This is a genomic window from Rhizobium sp. P38BS-XIX (assembly GCF_012641435.1).
In the GTDB taxonomy this organism is placed as follows: Bacteria; Pseudomonadota; Alphaproteobacteria; order Rhizobiales; family Rhizobiaceae; genus Rhizobium.
Genome location: NZ_JABAIJ010000001.1, coordinates 120,848 through 134,129 on the forward strand (window position 1 = coordinate 120,848; position 13,282 = coordinate 134,129).

A 13,282-nucleotide genomic window follows, 5' to 3' on the forward strand; every position below is an offset into this window, starting at 1 on the left:
GCGGTATCAGCGCGCCTGTCGTCGAGCCTGGACGGCCTTGGCCAGATCTTCCAGCGTCTTCACGGAGGTCGGCCAGTCGATGCAGCCATCGGTGATGCTTTGGCCGTAGACCAGCGGCTTGCCGGGAACGAGATCCTGGCGACCGGCCACCAGATTGCTTTCCATCATCATGCCTTTGATCCGCTGATCACCCGCCGCGACTTGCTCTGCGACAGACGCAACGACGAGCGGCTGGTTCTCCGGATTCTTGCTGCTGTTGGCATGGCTCGCATCGATGATGATGCGCGGCTCCAGCCCGACCTTCTCAGATTGCTCCGCCGTCGACTGCACGCTGGCCGCATCGTAATTGGTCTGCTTGCCGCCGCGCAGGATGATGTGGCAATCCTCATTGCCGCGCGTCGAGGCGATTGCCGCCAGGCCTTCCTTCGTCACGGCGGGGAAGTGATGCGGCTGTGACGCGGCGATGATTGCGTCGAGCGCGATGCGCACGTCGCCATTCGTACCGTTCTTGAAGCCGACGGGGCAGGAGAGACCTGATGCCAGCTGACGATGCACCTGGCTCTCGGTCGTTCTAGCGCCGATCGCGCCCCAGCTGACGAGATCTGAAATATATTGCGGCGTGATCGTATCGAGATATTCGCAACCAGCAGGCAGGCCGATCTCATTGACATCGACCAGAAGCTTGCGGGCGATGCGCAGGCCTTCCTCGATACGGTAGCTGCCGTCGAGGTGCGGATCGTTGATCAGGCCCTTCCACCCCACAGTGGTGCGCGGCTTCTCAAAATAAACACGCATGATAATTTCGAGATCACCGGCGAAGCGACCGCGCTGTTCCTTCAGCCGCGCGGCATACTCGCGTGCAGCCTCCGGGTCATGGATGGAGCAGGGGCCGATGACGACGATCAGGCGGTCGTCCTCGCCGCGCAGGATGTTGTGAACGGCATTGCGGGCCTGGGTGACAGTGTTCGTCACGGCCGCATCGCGGGGGATTTCGTCTATGATGCCAGAGGGCGGCGTGAGCGCGGTGATCTCGAGGATGCGCAAATCATCAGTAGAATTCAACACGGTATCGGTTCCTTGTGGGGTCCTACCGTGGCGACAAAAAAGCCGCCAGGTAGACTAGCGGCTGTTCGGGTCTTTGCTGTCGTGTCTTGTTTAACTACGCACAGGCCCGGCTCCGCTGGAAGCAGCGGTACGAATAAAATCGCGAGGCATATGCGTAAACGTTCGACATAGGCTGTCTCTACGACAAAAAAAGCTTGTTGTCGATGAGGGGCAAAGAGAAACGGAGAAGTCGGCTCATGGTGTCGCCATTCGGCATCAACACACCAGTGTAAGCGCGGTCGGGAAAGGGCTGCCAAAATAGATTAACCCCTGCCTCGGAAAGACCGGTCCGACTTCGCTGGAAGCCGGACCAGTCCCCATCCGATCAGGGGTCAAGTCAGATCAGATCTCGTAAACGAGGTATTAGAAGCTACGCTGGAAGCGAAGAACGCCAGCCCACTGGTCCTGGTTGATGGAGTCCCAGTTGGTGTAGGAAACTTCCGGCTGAACCAGGAGGTTCTTGACCGGGTTCCAACGCAGGTTGGCGGTAGCAGCGAAGATCTTCGAGTCGGTGTAGGCAACCTGAGCGTTGGCCTGCAGCTTTTCGTTGAACGGAACGGTTACGCCGCCCCAAACAGCCCAGTCACCCCAGCCGATGGTCTTGGCCGGGCCGGTGCCGTTCGAGCTTGCGTACTTGTTCAGCTTGTCGCCGTCGGTGTTCCAGCCACCCATGACGAAGGCCTTGAAGACGCCGAAGTCGGCATCGACGCGAGCCTTGATCGCGCCTTCTTCAACGATCGAGTCGTAACCGCCGACGATCTTGAAGCCGAAGTTGCCAGCCTTGTAACCAGCACCGGCAACAACGTCCGGAGCGTAGTGGTTGGAGCTGTCTTCGCCGTTGACGCCCTTGGCGCCCGAACCGGAGTTGCTATCTTCGAGCGAGACGACAGCGGTGAAGCCGTTGCCTGCGTCGTAGTTGTAGGTCAACTGGTTGAGTTCGTACGGGCCGTCATAGACAACGTCGTCGTTGATGACGTTGCCGGCGTAGCCGACGTACAGGTTGTACTGCGAGTCGAGCTTACCAACGGTGAAGCCGCCGAGGCTGATGTTTGCGAACAGCAGCTTCGAGGTGGTTGCGCCGCCATCCTGCCAGTCGAAACGGTAGATGGTGTTGGTCTTCAGCGGACCGTATTCGGTGTCGCTTGCGGTGTCGATGCTCAGCTGAGCGCGGGTGTGCCAAAGGGTGCCGTAACGGTCAGCCGGGTTGTAAGCATTGTACCACTTACCTTCGGTACGAACCATGCCGCCGATCTTCAGGCAGGTTTCCGTGCCCGGAATGAAGAAGTAGCCAGCGCCGTACGCGTCGCAGATGCGAACGTATTCGAGCGGTTCCGGCTCGGCAGCAACGATTGCGTCAGCAGCGTGAGCACCGGAAACGGCTGCCAAAGCGGCAGCGGAGCCGAGAAGAAGGCTCTTGATATTCATAAAAACTCCAATCCAATATAGATTGGGCACAGGCTATAGCGCCGAAAAATCGACGTGCCTTAACCCCATCCCTGTTTAAAAACCCCGACTCGGGAGAAACGGGCCCCACCCGCTTCTGGTCGCTATTAAAGACGAATACCGAGAAAGTTATATGATATATTTTTCTCCGGATGACGTTTTTGTGATTTTAAAAACTTAGTTGCATGATTGCCACATACACAAACATAGATGGTAAGTATCCCATAATATTGGGCACGCAATAGTCATTGGACGGGACAAAGTATATCTTTGAGAACATCCGGATATACTTCTGCAACGATAGGAAAGTCTGGAATCTAAGCTTGCAATTAAATGTTGTGCATGCCGACGGCTCGCTCCGGCTTAACCGGAGGCGTGCGTTCTGACGAATTCAGGTTCGCTTTTATCAGTAGGATGGAGTGCGCTTGGCCGCTGGTACAATCAGCTTGCTCAGGACCGAACCGAGCATGATCCCCCAAAGCCCGCTCGCCATGCCGACGATGATATCAAGCGTCGAGCCGTAATTCCCGTCCACCAGGAAATGTGAGAAGGACAGGGCAAGAACGCTGCCGATCATGAGAAGGCAGGTGAAAGAGGGGGATTGCGGATAGGCGAGCCGTGCGAGCATGCCCGCCAGGCAAAGAGCCCCGGCACGGAAGATATCGAACGGATTGCCCAGCGCAGCCTGCCAGTTGAGATGCGCAAAGGTCACGGCAACGAGTGCCGCGATATAGGTCCATGCGATGATCTTCAAAAACCGGTCTGATATCATGAGGATATGCTATAGCAGCGAGACGTTTAAACGCCAGTATCGTACCGTTTCAAACATCGAGGCGGATGGCATTTCGGTGCGCACATTTTATGTGGCTGCGAAACATTCTGTTGCGACGCAAAATCTTTCCGACGTCTTTCCGCCTTCGATTAGCCGCGTTGCCATGCCGGCCGGAGGTCTTGTCCGGCCGACATATGGGCGCATCACGCCTTTGAGACGCAGAGCGCTTCTTCCTCTTCCATCAACGGCGCCGTTTCATCGGCCTGCGCATCGGATGATCCTCGGCCGAGGAAGGAAAAGACGACGATCGCAGTGATGACGGTGATCGCGGTCAGCAGCCAGAGCAAGGCGCTGAAGGCATTGCCATAGCCCAGGATCAGCGCGTCGTGGCCGATTGCCGGCACGCTCGAAGCTGCGGCGACAACATCGCCGGTCACCAGCCGCTGCGCCGCCGCCGATGCATGCTCGCCCGCGGCAGTCCCGAGCCGCGATTGAATGAAGGCGGACAGGATGGCGCTGACCACCGCAAGTGCAACACCTTCGCCGGCAACGCGGGTCGTGCTGAAGATGCCCGTCGCCATGCCCGCGCGCTCCTTCGGAACGACGCTGACCGCAAGACCGTCCATCAGGCCCCACGGCAGGCTGATCCCGACGCCGATCGTCAACAGCGGACCGATCAATGCCGACGGCGCGGAGCCGGTGGTGAAATGGCTGAGCCAGAAAAGTCCTGCGGCCGAAACAAGAAGGCCTGTGCCGCAGATCGTTGCCGGGCTGAACCAGCGAGTGAGAAAGCCGGCGACGATCGGCAGGATGAGAAGCGGTGCCGACAGCGCGACCATCATGCGGCCGGCACCGATCTCGCTCATGCCTTCGATACCGACAAAGCGCACCGGCAGCAGGATCAGAAGCACCACGAAGGCATAGGCGGGCGCGGCCGCCAGCAATTGCACGCCGACAAACCGGGGATAGCGAAAGAGGCTGAGATCCAGCATCGGTCGCTTCACAACGCGTTCGATGATGCCGAAGGCGAGAAACAGGATGGCCGCGCCGGCAAGGAGGGCAACGACGAGCAGATCGCTCCAGCCGGTTTCGGGTGCGCGCAGCACTCCATAGGTGAAAAGGGTGAGAGCGAGCGTAAAGGTGAGGGCGCCGGCCCAGTCGAGCCCCGCCGCTTCAGGATCGCGGGATTCGCGCAGGAAATATGCGCTGAGCGCAAGAGAGAGTATCGCCAGGCCGACGACGAGCAGAAAAATCGAAGGCCAGCCGAAGGCATCGATCATCAGTCCGGATGCAATCGGTCCGAAGGCGAGGCCGATCCCGAAGCTGGAGCCGACGATGGAGAACGCCCGCATGCGGGCCGCGCCATCGAATTCCTGTGCAAGCGACGCCATGCCGCCTGAGAAGGCTGCCGCCGCGCCGAGCCCCTGCAAGGCTCGCAATATATCGAACCAGACGATGTTGCCTGCGAAGGCCAGTCCCGCCGAAAAGAGCGCGAAGCAGGCGACACCGGCGAGAAAAACACGTCGGCGGCCAAAGCTGTCGGCCAGAGCGCCTGCCGCCATCAGGCTGCTGCCGAACGTCAGCATGAAGGCGTTGGTGACCCAGTTGAGCGCGATGGGGCTACCGCCAAGCGTGCGGCTGATGGCCGGTAGCGCGACGGCTGGGCCGGTGAATGTGAGCGGCATGGCCGCTGCGGCGCAGCAGACCGCGACGAGCACAAAAAATTTCTCGGTCGGACTTGCGACCCTTGTCTTGCTGGGGGGCATCGGATTTCCATTCGATTTGATGCGGGCGAACGATGAGCGTTCTTGGACAGGATGCCGTCGCTCACGGGTTTGAATGACCCAAGCAAGATAGTTTTGCTGTAATCTCATGATAATAAGGCTATAACTCCACATATACCGGAAGAAAACGCTCGAATGGAGTGCCCGTGGATCGTCTGAGTGGCTTGAATGCTTTTGTGAGGACGGCGGATCTCGGCAGTTTCACCGCCGCCGGCCGGGTGCTCGGTCTTTCAGCCTCTGCTGTCGGCAAGGCTGTCAGCAACCTGGAGCGCCAGCTCGGTGTTCGGTTGCTTCAACGGTCCACACGCAGCATTCGGCTGACCGAGGAGGGCCGTCTTTTTCACGAGCGCTGCCGGCGTGTGCTCGATGATCTGGACGGCGCCCAGGCCTCTCTTGCACAGGCCGTGGCCATGCCGCGCGGAAAGCTGCGTGTGAGCGTTCCCATCATCAGCTACCACTTCCTGCTGCCGGTGGTGCCGGAATTCGTGGAGCGCTATCCCGAGGTCGAACTCGATATCGATTTCAACGACCGTATCGTCGATCTCATCGAAGAAGGGGTCGACGTCGCGATCCGCAGCGGCGATCTGCCGGATTCGCGCTTGATCTCGCGCACCCTGCGGCCTTTCCGCATGCTGCTTTGCGCTGCCCCGCGCTATTTGGAGCGCCATGGCGTGCCGCATTGCCCGCGAGCGCTGGATCAGCATCTGGCCGTGCGCTTTCGCTATCCCAACAGTGGCAAACTGCAGGACTGGCCGTTGACCTTGCCGGAGGGAGAGCCGGAGCTGCGCATGCAGACGGCACTGTCCTGTAACAATATGGAGGCGGTGCGCGGCGCCACCGTCGCCGGTCTCGGCATCGGCTGCATGCCGGATTTCCTGGTGGGCAGTTCGCTTGTTGACGGCGTGCTCCAGATCGTTCTTGGCGATTTTGTCGATGAGCCGGGTCACTTTCATCTGCTCTGGCCGTCCAGCCGCCATCTGTCGCCCAAGGTCCGTGTTTTCGTCGATTTCTTGAGCGAGCGTCTCTTTTCCAACAACTGTGATCTGCTGCCGGGCATGGCCGCGGCGTAGTCGCGCAACCGGCGTCAAGGCCACGTTGCCCGCGATCATTCCGCTCGGCATATTTTCAGCAAAACGCCTTTAAGCTGTTGCCGTGAAACGCTGTTTTTGCAACGGTGCGGGCGTTATCAGCATCGGCCGGAATCCTCGGCCGCTAGAATTTGGAACTTACGATGAGCCGCTTCTGGAGTCCTATTGTTCATTCCTTGACGCCCTATGTGGCCGGCGAGCAGCCTGCCATCAGCGACATCGTCAAGCTGAACACAAACGAAAACCCATACGGCCCATCACCGAAGGCGCTGGCGGCGATTGCGAAGGCAACTGCCGATACGCTTCGCCTTTATCCAGATCCGACCGCACAGAGTTTGCGTGCTGCGATCGCTGAAAGCCATGGTCTCGACAAGAGCGAGGTGTTCATCGGCAACGGGTCAGACGAGGTGCTGGCGCACACATTCCAGGCGCTGCTCAATCACGATCAAGCGCTGCTGTTCCCCGACATCACCTACAGCTTTTATCCGACCTATTGCCGGCTCTACGGGGTCGAATTCCAGGAAGTACCGCTCGATTCCGAGATGCGCGTCCGAGTGGAGGATTATCGCCGGCCTTGCGGCGCGATCATCCTGCCGAATCCGAATGCGCCCACGGGAATCGGCCTGCCTTTGTCCGAGATCGAGGCGCTCGTTAAGGAACATCCGGATCAGGTTGTTGTTATCGATGAAGCCTATGTGGATTTCGGCGGCGAGAGCGCCATTCCGCTTGTGCGCCAATACCCCAATCTGCTGGTCATCCAGACCTTCTCGAAATCCCGGGGGCTGGCCGGGCTTCGCGTCGGCTTTGCCGTTGGGCAACGCCCGCTGATCGAGGCTCTCGAGCGGGTGAAGGACAGCTTCAACTCCTATCCCATCGACAGGCTCACGCTTGCAGGCGCCGTTGCGGCCTGGGAAGATCAAGAGTGGTTCGATCGCCATCGCGCAATGGTCATTGCCAGTCGGGAGCGTCTGGGCGATCGACTGAAGCAACTCGGTTTCGAAGTGCTTCCCTCGTCGGCAAATTTCGTATTTGCGAGACATCCGCGCAAATCCGGCGCGGATCTGGCAGCCGAACTTAGGAGCCGGTCGGTGCTGGTCAGGCGCTTCTCGTCTACCCGCATCGCCGACTTTCTGCGCATCAGCATCGGCACCGACGCCGAATGCGATCGCCTGCTGGCCGCGCTCGGCGAGATATTGAGCTAACGGCAAGGACAGAAACCGTCACGAGTTCATAAAGAAAGAGGCCGATCGATGTCGGCCTCTTTGCTTTCAGCTATGAAGCGGGCGATCAGATGTCGCTGGCCGCATTGGCCCAGATCTCCGCAGCCTGTGCGGAGGTCACGCGACGCACATCCGTCTCGTCGCGGCGGCTGGCGAAAAGCTCACTCGCCATGATCTGCTCGGCGAGATCGGCCGGCAGGGACAGGAGCACGCGCTGGCCGTCCTTATGAAGGCCGCCAACATCCGAGCGCTTGCCGGTGATCATGCCGCCAGCGACCGTGTTGTTGGTTTCCGGATCGATCAGGATGAAAGAGCCGGTCGAGCGGTTCTGGTCATACGGATCGAATACGGCGGCCTCGTCGAAGGAAAGGCGAACCTTGCCGATGGCGTTCATCCAGAGCGCCTGTGCCGGAGCCCAGGCGCCCGTCTTGAGTTCAAGCTGGGCAATCGGCTGCACCTGAACCCGCTGGCGGCGGCTGCCGCTCTTCAGCCAGTAGCGCTTGCCGGGTTCGATGCCCTCAGGCTGCAGTGCGACGATCTGCGCATCGAAGGAAAGACCAGTTTGCGGCTGGCTGTCGATCGCAACGATCATATCGCCGCGCGACACATCCACCTGGCGATCGAGAACGAGCGTGATGGCGTCACCCGCAACCGCTGCATTGCGCACGAGATCGAAGGTCACGATCTTCGAGACATTGGCGACCATGCCCGACGGCAGGATCATCACGCTGTCGCCCGGCTTGACCGAGCCGCCGGCAACCGTGCCCTGATAGCCGCGGAAGCTTTCGCCGGGGCGCGAGACACGCTGCACGGACAGGCGGAAGCCGACCGTCTGCGCTGAGCGAACGGTTGCCAGCTCCAGCGTTTCGACCAACGTCGGGCCAGTGTACCAAGGCATGGCAGCCTTGCCGGAATAAACGACGTTTTCGCCCTTCAGCGCCGACATCGGGATGGCCGTAATCTGCTTGACGCCGAGCGACAGGGCAAATTCGCGGAAGTCGTTGGAAATTTTCTCGAAACCGGCGCGATCGTAGTTCGTCAGGTCGATCTTGTTGATGGCCAGTACGAATTGCTTGATGCCGAGCAGCGAGGCGATCGTTGCATGGCGGCGGGTCTGTTCGAGAATGCCCATGCGAGCGTCGATCAGCAGCACGGCGAGATCGGCGGTCGAAGCGCCGGTCGCCATGTTGCGGGTATACTGCTCGTGGCCGGGCGTGTCGGCGACGATAAAGGAGCGCTTGTCGGTCGAGAAATAGCGATAGGCGACATCGATGGTGATGCCCTGTTCGCGCTCGGCCTGCAGTCCGTCCAGCAGCAATGCGAAATCGGGCAGGCCGAGATCGTTCTGCTTGCCGGTGGAATCGCGCTGGAGCGTGGCGGCCTGGTCTTCCTTGACTGCCTTGGTATCCCAGAGGAGACGACCGATCAGGGTCGACTTGCCGTCATCGACGCTGCCGCAGGTAATCAGGCGAAGCGGGCGCGAGTCGCGAACGGCCTTGGCAGGCTCGGCGGCCAGTCCGGCAGCCGGAATCGTAACGACGTTTGCGTTTACGGTCATCTCAGAAATATCCTTCGCGCTTCTTCTTTTCCATGGAGCCAGACTGGTCGCGGTCGATAGCGCGACCTTGGCGTTCGGAAACCGTGGCAATTTCCAGCTCTGCAATAATCTCTTCCAGCGTCGTGGCCGTCGAGCGGATGGCGCCCGTCAGCGGGAAGCAGCCGAGCGTACGGAAGCGGATATGCTCCTCACGCTTCACCTCGCCGGGCAGCAATTCGAGACGCGGATCGGCCGCCATGATCATCATTCCGTCGCGCTCGACGAAGGGCCGCTTTGCCGCAAAATAAAGCGGCACGATCGGGATCTCTTCGGCCTGGATGTAGCGCCAGATATCGACTTCGGTCCAGTTGGAGAGCGGGAAGGCACGCACGCTCTCACCCTTGCGGATCTGGCCGTTGTACACGTTCCAGAGTTCCGGCCGCTGGTTGCGCGGATCCCAACGATGGTCAGGCGTACGGAAGGAATAGATGCGTTCCTTGGCGCGCGAGGCTTCTTCGTCGCGGCGGGCGCCGCCGAAGGCCGCGTCGAACTGGCCGGCATCGAGCGCATGGCGCAGGGCTTCCGTCTTCATGATGTCGGTGTAGCGCGCCGAGCCATGCGTGAAAGGCGTGATGTTCTCGGCCTTGCCGCGCGGATTGATGTGCTCGATCAGATCGAGATCATATTCTTTGACGATGTTGTCGCGGAACGCGATCATCTCGGCAAATTTCCAGCCGGTGTTCACATGCAGCAACGGAAAGGGCACGCGGCCGGGATAGAACGCCTTGCGCGCCAGATGCAGCAGCACGGACGAATCCTTGCCGATCGAATAGAGCATCACGGGGCGCTCGAATTCGGCGGCAACCTCGCGGAAAATATGAATGGACTCGTTTTCCAGTGCTTTCAGATGCGGGTCGAGCGGCGGCTTGGTGCTTTGCGGATTGGAGATTTCCGTATCAGGACGGCTATCGGGCATTGATGACTCCAGAACTTTCAAGTGTGCCGACCGAAGCTTGGCCGGAAAGATGGATGCGTTGGTTCCCGAGAGATCGGCGGCGTATAAGACGCGCCTTGTATCGGAATTCAGGAACTGGCGGGTATTTTATTGTGCGGCGGCGGCGCCTTCTTCATGGACATGAAGGCCGCATTCGCGCTTCTCGTCGTTTTCCCACCACCAGCGGCCGGCGCGCTCAGGTTCGCCCGGCTTGATGGCGCGCGTACAGGGCTCGCAGCCGATCGAAGGATAGCCGCGCGCGTGCAGTGGGTTTACCGGCACACTGTTGTCGGCGACATAGGCGCGGATGACATCGATATCCCAATCGGCGAGCGGGTTGATCTTGATCAGATTCCGTTCGGGATCGAATTCGGCGAATGGCGTGTCGGCGCGATTGGCGGACTGGCCACGGCGCAGGCCGGTGATCCAGATGGTGGCACCTGAAAGAGCGCGCGCAAGCGGCTTCAGCTTGCGCACGCCACAACAGGCATGCCTGGCTTCAACACTCTCATAAAAACCGTTTAGACCGTATTTTTCAGCATAGGCATCGATATCTGCCTTTTCCGGCTCGTAGCTGACGATATCGATATCGTACTGGCTTTTCGTCTCGTCGATCAGCGCGAGCGTTTCGGGGAAAAGGCGACCGGTCTGGAGGGTCGCAACTTCGATCGGCAGGCGGTGATTGCCGATCTCCGCCGTGATCACCTGGTCCTCAATACCGAGCGATGTTGTAAAGACGACGCGGCCACCGAGGCTGGAGACGAGGGACAGACGGCCAGCAAGATCGAGCGATGCGAGCTGGCTGTTGAGCGTCGCGGCGTCTTCAATGGATGTAATGGCAGTCATGGGAGGATCCTGTCCTTATGTTGCCGGGAGTATCGCAGCTCGGAAGGATCGCGGACAGAAAAATAGATATCGAAAGCACGCGGATGGAGGGTAAATATCTCCATGAAGCAGCGTCGATAAGGAAAAGCGACCGCCTCGGCTGTTAACCAAGGCGTTTTGCCGTCAATTACGGCTTATCGAAAGCGCTTTGCACGGTCATCCATGTTTCAGCGCTTGCTTTAATGTCTATAGAAATAGTAGAGTTACACATAGCTTGTCAAATGGAAATCGGAAGTGATGCCCGAAATGATGCGCTGCGGCGGATTTTGAGCTAAACTATGGGCATAGCGACGAAGAACGACGACAAGTCTGGGTTGCTGGCGTCTCCTGGCATTGCGCCATGGGTGTGAGTGCTTCGACATTGCCCGGGGACGAGGGCTGAGGAGTTCTGGAGCGGACCGGCCGAATCGATCGGCCGAACGTATCGCATGTGTGTGTGAAGCGGTTCGATAATGATTACTCAGAAAGCAAAGTATGCGCTGCGCGCGCTATCGGCCCTGGCTCAATCCGAGGCAGGCGAGCCGATGATGATTTCCGACATCGCGACTCAGCAGAAGATCCCGAAAAAATTCCTGGAACAGATCCTCCTCGATCTGAAGCATCAGGGCATCGTGATCAGCCGTCGCGGCAAGCAGGGCGGTTATCTCCTGCGAAAGCCGGCAAACGAGATCACGTTCGGCGAGATCCTGCGGGTCATCGATGGGCCGTTGGCCCCGCTGCCCTGTCTGTCGCTGACAGCCTATCGCCGCTGTGACGATTGCGATGGTGAGCAGACCTGCGAAATCCGTCATGTCTTCGCCCGGGTGGCGGATGCGACCCGCAAGGTCCTCTTCTCGACGACGATCGCCGATGCGATCGAGCGGCCGGAAGGCGCCGAAGTCACGCGGCTCATGGCCTGACACAACTGACGGTCTCTCAAGGCCAAGCGTCGCCCGTCAGCCGGCGGCGTGCTCTTCGCTGCCTTCCTTTTCCATCGCCCGCCGGGCGCGGATGGCCGCCGCGATGAAGACGCGCGACAGCCCATGATACAGTGGCTCGCGTGACAGCAGTCGCGAGGTCACATAACCGATCATCGAAACGGCCATGATCGGGATGACGGCCTGGTGATCGCCGGTCATTTCCAGAATGATGACGAAGGCCGTCATCGGCGCCTGAACGACGCCGGCGAAATAACCGGCCATGCCGAGGATCGCGGCGAGCGCGATGCTGCCGCCGACCAGCGTGCCGACCGTGCTGCCGAAGCCGGCCCCAACCGCAAGCGATGGCGCGAAGATACCGCCTGGAATGCCCGAGATCATCGACAGGAAGCTCGCAAGCAGCTTTTCGACAAAGAAAAGCAGGGGAAGGGCGTGTCCTTCCACAGCGCCGCGGGCCTGGTCGTAACCGGTACCGAATGTCTGGCCGCCGGTCACGACGCCGACGGCCGCGACCACGAGACCGCAGAACCCGGCCAGGATCAGCATGCGCTGCAGCGGCTGCGGCTGCGCCCAGCGACGGATGCGGATGCCGGCGTAAAGCGCCAGTCCGCTGAACGTCGCGCCGAGCGCCCCGCCGCCGACACCGCAGATCAACATGACGATCCAGTCGCGCAGCATCGTCGGTGCGGCATCGGCCGTGCCGAAATAGTTGTAGCTGCCGGAAAGTCCGAGTGCTGCAAGGCCTGAGAGAATGACGGCCATCAGCACCAGGCCGTTGGCGCGGGATTCATAAGTTCGGCTCATTTCCTCGATGGCGAACACGATACCGGCCAGTGGCGTGTTGAAGGCTGCCGCGATACCCGCTGCCGAGCCGGCAAGGATCAGCCCCTTTGCCTGCGCCATGCCGCCGAAGCGGGCAACGGCCAACATGAAGGAGGCGCCGACCTGCACAGTCGGTCCTTCGCGACCGATCGAGGCGCCGCTCAAAAGACCCAATATTGTCAGCACAATCTTGCCGAAGGCAAGCTTGAGGGAGAGCAGCTTGGTGCGATCCTCGTCGTGATGCAGGTGTCGCGCCGCGATCGCCTGCGGAATGCCGCTGCCTTGCGAATTGGGAAAGAGGGTTGCCGCCAGATAGGCCGACAGAACGAAACCGAGCGGGGTGAGCAGCAACGGCAGCAGCCAGGTCCATTCGCCTGATTGGGTGACGCCTGTAAAAGCCTTCTGCGCGAAATCCGCCAGCTTCGCAAAGCCAACGCTGATCACGCCGATCGCCAGAGCCCCGGTCCAGAAAACCAGACGCGGCCGCCAGAGATTGAACGAGCCCCAGATGACACGGGAACGACGGAGCAGCTTGGACTTGCGGTAGATTGGGGGCATGGGGCGTGTGACCAGCAGATTGATGGACGGGTCTTTACGGACTCTGTTCTGGCAATCTGCTTAAAAACGACGTCTTAAGATAGTCACACTGTCTTACAGAGCTTCACTTTGCTGAAGGTCTCTTTGCGCCCCCTAAGCATCGACGTCAACCTATTATG

General features: G+C 60.0%; 11 protein-coding genes. 3 read left to right on the forward strand and 8 right to left on the reverse strand.

Features of this window, described 5'->3' with window-relative positions; genetic code table 11:
- Nucleotides 1–6 precede the first annotated feature (6 nt).
- The 4 genes from HGP17_RS00595 to HGP17_RS00610 all read right to left on the reverse strand — a co-directional run bounded on the left by HGP17_RS00595 (nt 7) and on the right by HGP17_RS00610 (nt 5,085).
- Nucleotides 7–1,065, reverse strand: a complete 1,059-nt coding sequence (locus HGP17_RS00595) for a 3-deoxy-7-phosphoheptulonate synthase (protein ID WP_168804968.1) — start codon at nt 1,063–1,065, stop codon at nt 7–9.
- A 402-nt stretch (nt 1,066–1,467) separates the two neighbouring features.
- A complete protein-coding gene (locus HGP17_RS00600; protein WP_168804970.1) occupies nt 1,468–2,529 on the reverse strand; it encodes a porin in 1,062 nt (353 codons plus the stop codon).
- A gap of 424 nt (nt 2,530–2,953) precedes the next feature.
- Nucleotides 2,954–3,319, reverse strand: a complete 366-nt coding sequence (locus HGP17_RS00605; RefSeq protein WP_246703937.1) for a hypothetical protein — start codon at nt 3,317–3,319, stop codon at nt 2,954–2,956.
- Between the two features lie 203 nt (nt 3,320–3,522).
- Entirely contained in the window at nt 3,523–5,085 is a 1,563-nt protein-coding gene (locus HGP17_RS00610; RefSeq protein ID WP_168804972.1) for an MFS transporter, read from the reverse strand.
- Nucleotides 5,086–5,249: 164 nt separating this feature from the next.
- On the opposite strand from HGP17_RS00610, the gene HGP17_RS00615 reads away from it, so the two are divergent.
- Both HGP17_RS00615 and hisC read left to right on the forward strand, forming a co-directional pair.
- Entirely contained in the window at nt 5,250–6,173 is a 924-nt protein-coding gene (locus HGP17_RS00615; RefSeq protein ID WP_168804974.1) for a LysR substrate-binding domain-containing protein, read from the forward strand.
- A 161-nt stretch (nt 6,174–6,334) separates the two neighbouring features.
- Complete coding sequence (gene hisC, locus HGP17_RS00620; protein WP_168804976.1) at nt 6,335–7,393, forward strand: histidinol-phosphate transaminase; 1,059 nt, start codon at nt 6,335–6,337, stop codon at nt 7,391–7,393.
- A gap of 85 nt (nt 7,394–7,478) precedes the next feature.
- On the opposite strand, the gene cysN is transcribed toward hisC, so the two are convergent.
- The 3 genes from cysN to HGP17_RS00635 all read right to left on the reverse strand — a co-directional run bounded on the left by cysN (nt 7,479) and on the right by HGP17_RS00635 (nt 10,788).
- The gene (gene cysN / locus HGP17_RS00625; protein WP_168804979.1) at nt 7,479–8,969 is read right to left on the reverse strand and encodes a sulfate adenylyltransferase subunit CysN; all 1,491 of its coding nucleotides are present in this window, start codon (nt 8,967–8,969) and stop codon (nt 7,479–7,481) included.
- Nucleotide 8,970: 1 nt separating this feature from the next.
- Complete coding sequence (gene cysD, locus HGP17_RS00630; protein WP_168804981.1) at nt 8,971–9,924, reverse strand: sulfate adenylyltransferase subunit CysD; 954 nt, start codon at nt 9,922–9,924, stop codon at nt 8,971–8,973.
- A gap of 126 nt (nt 9,925–10,050) precedes the next feature.
- The gene (locus tag HGP17_RS00635; RefSeq protein ID WP_168804983.1) at nt 10,051–10,788 is read right to left on the reverse strand and encodes a phosphoadenylyl-sulfate reductase; all 738 of its coding nucleotides are present in this window, start codon (nt 10,786–10,788) and stop codon (nt 10,051–10,053) included.
- 491 nt (nt 10,789–11,279) lie between these two features.
- On the opposite strand from HGP17_RS00635, the gene HGP17_RS00640 reads away from it, so the two are divergent.
- On the forward strand, nt 11,280–11,726 hold the full coding sequence (locus tag HGP17_RS00640) for an Rrf2 family transcriptional regulator (RefSeq protein WP_168804985.1): 447 nt from the start codon (nt 11,280–11,282) through the stop codon (nt 11,724–11,726).
- Nucleotides 11,727–11,762: 36 nt separating this feature from the next.
- Here the strand turns inward: HGP17_RS00640 and HGP17_RS00645 are convergent, their stop codons facing one another.
- Nucleotides 11,763–13,124, reverse strand: a complete 1,362-nt coding sequence (locus tag HGP17_RS00645; protein ID WP_168804987.1) for a chloride channel protein — start codon at nt 13,122–13,124, stop codon at nt 11,763–11,765.
- Between the last annotated feature and the right edge of the window lie 158 nt (nt 13,125–13,282).